Raw genomic sequence first — 8,723 nt, forward strand, 5'->3', positions numbered from 1 at the left:
GGCAGAGGTCGGCCGGGCCGCCTCGACGATCGGCCGGCGGTGCGCTGCGATCCGGTACGCGCACAAGCTGGCGAAGATGCCGGACCCGACAGACGATGAGGCAGTGCGCGCCACGATGAAGGGCATCCGGCGCAAGGTCGGAACTGCGCCGGACCAGAAGGCTGCTGCGACGGCCGACATCGTGACGGCGATGCTGATGCGGATCCCCGACACGCTCACGGGCAAGCGGGATCGTGCGTTGCTGGCCCTCGGGTTCGCTGGCGCATTCCGTCGCTCCGAGCTTGTCGCCCTCGACGTGGAGGACCTGCGCGAGGATCCCGAAGGCCTGCGGGTGCTCGTGCGCCGATCCAAGGTCGACCAAGAGGGCGCCGGGTTCGAGAAGGCCATTCCGCACGGCAGGTTCATCCGTCCGGTTGCCCTGCTGCGCGACTGGCTCGATGCGGCGGGGATCACCGAGGGGCCAGTGTTCCGGCCTGTGTCCAGATCCGGACGGGTGCGGAAAGGTGGGCAGGCTGCCCGGGTTTCTGAGGGTGGGGAAATTCCCCATCCTTCGGACGATGCAGGAGTGGCAAACCTCGCCACTCCTCCCCGCCTCACCACCCAAGCCGTCGCAGACATCGTGAAGCGCTACGCCACCGCGGCCGGGCTCGATGCATCGACGTTCGGGGCTCACTCCCTGCGCGCTGGCTACATCACGACAGCAGCGGAGCGCGGGGCGGATCTCGCCCGCATCATGGATCAGTCCGGGCACCGGGATACCCGGACCGTCGTCGGCTACATCCGGCGGGCGAACGCCTTCAAGGGGCACTCGGGGAGTGGGTTCCTTTAGTCATAGAAGGTTGACCCGAGAGCGAACACCAATCCGGATATCTGCATTTTAGATCAATATTTTATAGTGCGCAGCTTGTGCGCCTTCTTATCACTCTTCCGTAATTTCTCAAGGTTCTGAGATGTTACATCGTCCATATCGTCGCCAGATCGCTCGCTCAGTGCAAAGGTATGGAGATATTTTGATTTCTCTACATCGTTATCAATGTCTTGGATCAAGCAAAAGAATGCTGCGCGAACAATTTGTTTCTTTGTGGCGTCAGGGTGCTTCTTGCGGACTAACGCCATTAGTTCTTTTGGCTTTATGTCTGGTTTGGCCAGCTTGTGTATAGTGGCGGCAATTGTTTTAACATTTGACATGAGGACTCCGCATGTATCTTAGAAAGCAATAATCATAAGCATTTTATCGATCGAAGCCAATAAAATCGAACAAGTATCTACATTATCAGCTATGCATAGCCGGCAAAAAACAATCGCATGAGAATTTGGCGGGGAATAGCAATCTGAAAGGCTTTGGCATGCTGGTTGTAACTGTTGTTTTGTGGTTGTAGCGGGTCTCAAGCCACCGGATAGGGCCCTTGGAACAGGTCGCCCATGGCCTTGCGCCGGAACAGGGTACGGGCTCGCCGCCGGGGCCTCGCGGCGCTTCGGGCGGTCCTAGCTCGGCCCGTGCGCGTTCACTATACGCCTGCTCATGCCCACACCATTCATTGACATGAAGGCCCGCGCTCGCACGTAGGCCTACCATATCAGATGTACAGCGCATCCTCAGAGATTACTTCAATGCATCTGGTTGAGCGGCACGAAGCAAAATGTCGTGTCGGCCACATGACAAACATTAAAAAATGGACTTTCATGCTATGGCCGAAATTTTATCAAATGTTGGCGCTAGCCCATAACATGCTGCGAACACATCGGATGACATTGGCTTGCCAAATAGATAGCCTTGTCCTTCCTGACATCCTTTCGCTCGTAGACACATATGTTCGGCTTCCGTTTCGATGCCTTCAGCGATCACGGCAAGCTTGAACCCATGTCCAAGCTGCAGGATTGCCCGCACGATCGTTAAATCCTGTTCCGAGGCGAGCATTCCAGTGACGAACGAGCGGTCGATCTTCAACCGAGTCAGCGGAAAGCGCTTCAGTAGGCTGAGCGAGGCGTAGCCTGTGCCATAGTCATCAAACGCGATGCCAACTCCGGCCTCGCGCAGCTCGCGCAATGCCGTGACTAGCGCGCTATCGTGTCGCAACACGATGGTTTCGGTGATCTCTAATTCCAGACCCGAAGGGGGCAATCCTGTAGCACTCAGGGTAGCCGCCACTTTCTCAGCGAGATCGCCACGCTGCACTTGTGCGCTGCACAGGTTCACTCCGACGCGGAACTCAGGCGCGCCCGCCTCGCGCCAGCGCGCTGCCTGTGCGCACGCCGTGTCGAGCACCCAGTCGCCGACAGCCGATGCGTAACGGCTGCCATCCAGCACGTCGAGGAACGCGCCCGGCGCGAGCAGTCCACGCTCTGGATGCTGCCAGCGGATCAACGCCTCCGCCCCGACCAATGCTCCGCTGCTGAGCCGCACCTGAGGCTGGTAGTGCAGCACGAACTCGCCGCGCTCAAGAGCCCGACCCAGCTCATCCCGACAGGTGCGGATGCGTTGTGCCTCCTGCCGCATCACGGGGGTGAACAGCCGGTAGCAGTCTCGCCCGTCGTCCTTGGCCTGATACAGCGCGAGGTCAGCACATGAGAGCAACTCGTCAGCGGTACCACCGTGCGCTGGCGACAGGGCGATGCCGACACTGGCACTGAGACGGAGTGTTTGGTTCTCGTACTCGACCGGCGTGGCGATCGCAGAGATGACCGCTTCTGCCACTGTGGTCGCCCGCAGTGGATCGCCGAGGTCAGGCAGCAGCATTACGAACTCGTCGCCACCGAGCCGTGATACCATATCGGTCGGACGGAGGCATCTAAGCAGGCGCGCTGCAACTTCCCTTAGGATAGCATCTCCGGTGGTATGGCCGTGGCTGTCGTTGATCTCCTTGAAGCCGTCCAGGTCGAGCATCATCACTGCTATGGGACGGGCCGCGGCGGTAATCTCGCTCAGACGATCGCGCAGCACCGTCCGATTGGGCAGCTCGGTAAGCGGGTCGAAGTGGGCGAGGCGGAACAGCTGCTCCTCGTTGGCCTTCCGCTCGCGGATGTCGCGCACGATTGCTCCGAACGCGGTCCGCCCGTCTTCGTGCCACAGCGACAGCGACAGCTCGATCGGGAACTCAGTGCCATCCGCGTGGCAGGCAGGCAACTCGACGGTCTTGCCGACCAGCCGAGGTTCGCCGCCGCCAGCGACCCGTTGCATGCCACCGCCGTGACCACCCCGCATCCGTTCGGGGACGATTAAGTCGATGGAACGTCCGATCGCGTCTGCGGCGGTGTAGCCAAACAGGCGCTCGGCGGCAGCATTCCAGACGGTGATGGAGCCTTCGGCGCTAGCGCAGATGATGCCGTCAGGCGAGGTCGACGCGATATGCTCAAAGCGTGATTGGCTCGCGCGTCGAGCAACCTCGAGCCGGCGCAGCTCCATGCGGTCGAGGATGAGGTCGGCCAGCTGCTGCAGGATCTGCCGATCACCCTGCGTGAAGGCGTTACGGGGCTGGGGGTCGACTAGACAGAGCGTACCGACAGAATAGCCGGAAGGCGTCGTCAGCGGGATGCCAACGTAGAACCGAATGTACGGCGGCCCGGTAACGAGGGGATTGTCGTGGAAGCGGGGGTCTAGGGCAGCGTCGAGAACGACCAGGGGGTCAGGCTGCGCGATGGTGTGTGAGCAGAACGCGACTTCCCGACTGGTTTCGCACAGGCTGAGACCGACCTTAGCGTGGAAGACCTGTCGTTCGCGATCGAGGAGGGAGACGAAAGCGCTCGACACCTGGAATAGGCGCGCAGCGAGGGCGACGATGTGGGTGAAGCTTGGCGCCGGAAGTGATCCGAGAAGGTCGTACTCAGCGAGTGCGGCGACCCGGGCTTCTTCGGCAACTAGGGGGGCTCGCGGCTGCATTGATCAACCGAGTTTCGGGTTAGATAGCTATACTACCCACGAGTTCTTAAAGAAATGCTTATGATCAAATTGTCATATCGGGACCAGCTACTAGCATTACAGGCGTACAAAAATCCATAACCTGACAATAAATCATTGGTATCTATGAATGTAAAGATTGAATATCGGACTGAGTATCGCAGTTTTTTACCTATAAGATGATTTAATAAATCTCAGCTAAATTATGGCCTAGGATATCTATGCGCAGAAGGCAGTCAAAGATATTATTGAGTTGGTGTGTCGCCCTAGTTTGGGCAGCACGGATCCGTAGTCGGGAATGCTCTTGCAGCTCGCGGGCGATGACGCCGAAAAGCTCAGGGTTGACGGGAGAGTACGTCATCGGAGCACGACACAGCACGCTACGATCCGCTCCAGCGCCGCCTTGAAGGTCGCGTATGTGCCTTCGATTGGCTCATACCGAGCGCCTTTCATCAGCTCGGCGGTGAACCATTCGGCTGGCACCTCAATGGGTCTCTCGCCTCTCCAACGGCGCACGCGCCCGATCGGCTTACCGCATCGGTAGACCCGTCGTACGCGCGAGCGACATTCGGGTTCATGGTTCCAAAACCAATCAAAGTTGATCGCCATCCCGCATTCCTCTCCGGCTGAAGTGCGTGCCGGTGCAGAAAGATGCTGTAAGGGATGAAAGGCTTGAAGAAAGCCCCTCAGCCGTCGCGGATGATGCCTTTATTTGGACGCATGCTGAAAAGTCTGATGGCGCCCTAGCCGTATTCGATGGCTCGAGCGCCAAGATCATGATACCCCCGAAGCTTAGGCTGCTCGCACTGTAGCCAGAAAGCGTGCGACCTCAGCCGAGAGATGCTCGGACTGGCGCGACAGCTCGCCAGCAGCTCCGAGCACCTGCGAAGCTGCCGTTCCCGTGTCCTCGGATGCGCGGGCCACGCCCACGATGTTACCCGTTACCTCATCAGTGCCCGCCGCGGCCTGGGAGACGTTGCGGATAATCTCTTGGGTCGCCGCCCCCTGCTCCTCCACCGCAGCCGCGATCGAGGTCGCGACCTCGCTGATCTGCTCGATCCGACTGCTGATCTGGCCGATCGCGCCGGCGGCCTGGCCGGTCGAAGCCTGGATCGCTGCGATCTGGCTGGTGATCTCCTCGGTCGCCTTGGCTGTCTGCCCGGCGAGTTCCTTCACCTCCGCTGCCACCACCGCGAAACCGCGCCCTGCCTCGCCGGCCCGCGCCGCCTCAATGGTCGCGTTGAGCGCCAAGAGGTTCGTCTGAGTGGCGATCGAGGAGATCAGCCCGACCACGTTGCCGATGCGCACGGTCGCCTCAGTGAGCGCCCGGACCTGCTGGGCGGTCTGCCCGGCCTCGGTGACCGCAGCTTGCGCCAAGCGCGCCGAACCGTCGACCTGGCGGCCGATCTCTTGGACGGAGGCGCCAAGCTCTTCAGCCGCCGCTGCGACGGTGCCGACGTTCGCGGACGCTTCCTCGGCCGCCGCCGCTACAGCGGTGGACTGAGCGGCCGTCTCGGTTGCGGTAGCGGTCATGGTCTGGGCGGTCGCTTGCAGTTCGGTCGCCGAGGCTGAGACTTGGCCAACAATGCCACCGACGGCGCGCTCAAAGGCGTCCGCCATCTGGCACATACCGGCGCGGCGCTGTTCCTCGGCCGAGGCACGAGCGAGGGCTGTTTCCTCCTCGAGTTGACGCATGTGGATCAGGTTATCTTTGAACATCTGAACGGCCGCTGCCATGGCGCCGATCTCGTCTCGCCGATCACTGTAGGGGACGTGCGCCGCGGTATCGCCAGTCGCTAACACACCCATCATGTCGGTCATACGAGTAAGCGGACGCGCGATCCGCAGCAGACCAAAAAGCATTGCACCTAGAGCCGCAGCTAAAGCCATGCTAACGGCTACGACGGATACCAGTTTAGCCGCGTCTGCCGCAGCAAAACTTACATCAGCGTCACGTTGCGCGCCGCGTTCGTTGAAATCAACAATACGATTGAGAGTCTCACGCATCGCATCATAGATAGCAACATATTGAGTACTCAGAAGTTTTTCTGCTGCTTTGTTTGTTTGGTCAACCATCACAAGTCTTAGTATTTCGCTTGCAATTTGATTATATTGTATCCAATCTGCAGAAAAATTTTCGTAGAGTGCGCGTTCTTCCGCCGATGATATAAAGGGCTCGTACCGAGTCCGCGCCTTGGCGACACGACCAACGCTCATTTCAAATTGGCTGCGATTGTCGGAGCGGTGCCGCTCGTCGGTCCCGTCGCTAATTAGTCGGTACTGTTTGATGCGGACTTGATCGACCTCGGCACGGATCGCATTAGTAGCAGATACCGATGGCGTCCAATTTTTTGCAACTTCAGCAACGCTTTGCCGGATGCTGGATAGCTTGACTAGTGAAACAACGCCTTGCGCACCGGCAATAAGCGCCAACCCAGCGAACATGGCTGTCAGCGTAGTTTTGATTGAAAGGCGCATGTGAGTAATGCCGGTGCGTGGTTAGCTGGTCGATCCGCCGCATGTGCTACCGATCAGTCCCGATGAGTATCTATATTTTGACTTATTTGTTAAATAAGTGATAAAAAAGCAATTTATAACATGTTATATGAAGCAACATTTGTTATACCTATTCGACTTAGGCGTGTGTTCTTTTATTGACATAAGGGATATGGCTAGGTCAAATTGTATGGCATCCGTGACGCTGCAGCCTCTCCGATGACGGAGACCGCCTAGCAATTGCGGCAGCTCGCAGCGCTCCGACGAGCCGGCTTCTGCCTTCTGAATGCCCTTGCAATCGCTGCTCAGCTCAGCCGCACCGCTAGAACGGGTAAACAACCTTCCGGCCGTCTGTCCCGCCGCCTCTGAGGCCGCCAACCCCGCCAAAGTTTGACGAACCGTTGCCGTTCGTGCCGAATGGCTGATTAAGGCGTCTCGCATCCCGCGAGTCGCTACCAGGATCACCGCCGCGACAGCAGCCACCTGAAAAAGCAAGACCCCGGAGGCCTGCCAGGGCCACCAGGGTCTAGAGCCCCGAGGGGGCCGATCCAATGCGTTGCAGCTCGGATCATCCCCCGAAATCGCTGTGCGAGTCAATCTGAAAGCGTCGCTTTCGGAGACGGGCTCGGCTTGCCTGTGACGGACCGCCCGACCGGCGGCGCCGAATGCTGAACCGCGGCCCGAGAGGGCCGAACGATGACGTGTGCCTACCGCTTGCCGCGCTCTGTCGCGGACAGGCTTGAGACGGCCCTGCGCGGCCGGAAGAATGCGGCTGCCTGCTTCGCGCTGGCGACGTGGCTCGGGCGGTTCTGGAGCGCCCCCAGGCGGCTCCTGTTCTCGTTTCCGGTCGACAGGCGGGCGATCGCCGGCCGCGAGGATCTGGGGCTGTCAGAGGCCCGGGTCCGTGGGGCGCTCGCCGTGCTCGAGGAAATCGGCTTCGTCGCCCGGTACGAGCCCGACCCGGGCAAGCGATACCAGCGGACGGCCGAGGGCCTGCACAGGCGGCCACTGCTGTTCCGGTTTGCCGAGGAGTACGCCGTGGCCTTCACGGCCGCGAATGCCCGCGCTCAGGCGGCTCGTGGAGCCCCTGCGCCAGCAAGGCGCCCAATCCCGCGTCCCGAGCCGCAGCGGGCGCCAGCGCTCAACGTCGCCCCCCCCAGGGCCATGCCCGCACCCCAACTCGCCCAAAAGCAAACTTCCCCGGAAAGGGGGGTGATTATGGGTGAGGTGGATCGGTCGACATCTCGACGAGCGTCAGAAGGATTGGAAGCCGCCCTTGAACGGCTACGGCGAGGCATTGGTCTATGACCGACAGAGACACGGAACCGTGGCAAGCTCTGCCGAGGGGCAGGGTCGCAGGTCGGGCAGTTCCATTCCAGAAAGGCGATCAGTCATGCACCAATGCGCCAGTCGCATGGAACGTAGATATACAGTCATCTGCTGAATTGTGCGGTGCAGCATGACCGCTGAGGAGCAATCATGATTGGACCCGCCGATATCGAAGACATGTTGATGAATTACGCGGCCTCGGACACCCGCGTTGTGGACCACAAGGGGCCTGAGGCTCGACTAAACCAGCTGATCGGCTGGGCATGGTAGACCTGCCTCGTGGCGCTGCTCGCCTTCGAGGCTCAGAAGATCATTGAGCTTCGGTTCGTTAGGCTCGCCTGGGGCGGCCGGGAGTGCCGTGACGAGGCTTAGTGCCCATCTACCCGATGCTGGATCCACTCCTGCGCCTCATCCAGATCGGCGAATGTGGGCTGGGCACGTTCCTCGACGCCGTCGAAGCCTGCCTCCAAGAACCACATACCGGCTTCCCCCTCATGGTCCTCCGAGAGCCGCACCAGCACGGCCACGAGGAGGCCGTTGGTAAAAACCAGCTGCCCTTCCGTGTCGGAACTGCCGGTCTTCACTCGCACCGGTTGCAGTTGAAGGCTCATGTAGCACCACGATCCAGATGCAGATATGTCGGATCAAAGTCGCACAGCTTGGCGAGTTCCTGCCAATCGGTGATCTCCAGCCCACCGCGGCGCCAGCTGATCAGCCCACTCTCGCGCAAGTCTCTCAGCACACGGTTGACGTGCACGTTCGACAACCCTCGCGCATCGCCGACATCCTGTTGTGTGAGCGGGAGCTGGTAAGTGTGATCCCGCGCGAGCCCGACCACCTCGAGCTTGAGGTACAGCTCACAAAAGAGATGCGCGACCGACGCACCCGCCGAGCGCCGGCCCATGCTCGTCATCCACTCCCTGGGATTGCCCCGGATCGGTGGACACCGAGAACGCTTTCGCGTGAGGTGTTTTTGCCATGCCGAGAACCCGTCCCCCGTACC

6 protein-coding genes are annotated in these 8,723 nt (G+C 60.2%); 1 reads left to right on the plus strand and 5 read right to left on the minus strand.

Annotated features, from left to right (window positions below):
* On the plus strand, positions 1 to 829 hold an 829-nt coding region (locus A5481_RS27455; RefSeq protein WP_064504430.1), incomplete at its 5' end, for a site-specific integrase.
* 53 nt (positions 830 to 882) lie between these two features.
* On the opposite strand, the gene A5481_RS34265 is transcribed toward A5481_RS27455, so the two are convergent.
* The 5 genes from A5481_RS34265 to A5481_RS27475 form a co-directional block, all read right to left on the minus strand.
* Positions 883 to 1,188: a hypothetical protein gene (locus tag A5481_RS34265; RefSeq protein ID WP_156311978.1), complete on the minus strand. Its 306-nt coding sequence runs from the start codon at positions 1,186 to 1,188 to the stop codon at positions 883 to 885.
* A gap of 493 nt (positions 1,189 to 1,681) precedes the next feature.
* Complete coding sequence (locus A5481_RS27460) at positions 1,682 to 3,877, minus strand: sensor domain-containing phosphodiesterase (RefSeq protein WP_048435676.1); 2,196 nt, start codon at positions 3,875 to 3,877, stop codon at positions 1,682 to 1,684.
* Positions 3,878 to 4,687: 810 nt separating this feature from the next.
* Positions 4,688 to 6,373 (minus strand): methyl-accepting chemotaxis protein, encoded by a 1,686-nt coding sequence (locus A5481_RS27465; RefSeq protein WP_048435675.1) that lies wholly within the window; start codon positions 6,371 to 6,373, stop codon positions 4,688 to 4,690.
* A gap of 1,715 nt (positions 6,374 to 8,088) precedes the next feature.
* Positions 8,089 to 8,331, minus strand: coding sequence for a hypothetical protein (locus A5481_RS27470; protein ID WP_048435673.1), 243 nt, complete (start codon positions 8,329 to 8,331; stop codon positions 8,089 to 8,091).
* Positions 8,328 to 8,723, minus strand: a 396-nt coding sequence (locus A5481_RS27475; RefSeq protein WP_156655659.1) for a Crp/Fnr family transcriptional regulator, incomplete at its 5' end; no start/stop codon positions are given. The genes A5481_RS27475 and A5481_RS27470, both read right to left, overlap by 4 nt.

It is taken from the genome of Methylobacterium platani (genome assembly GCF_001653715.1).
GTDB classification, from domain to species: Bacteria; Pseudomonadota; Alphaproteobacteria; order Rhizobiales; family Beijerinckiaceae; genus Methylobacterium; species Methylobacterium platani.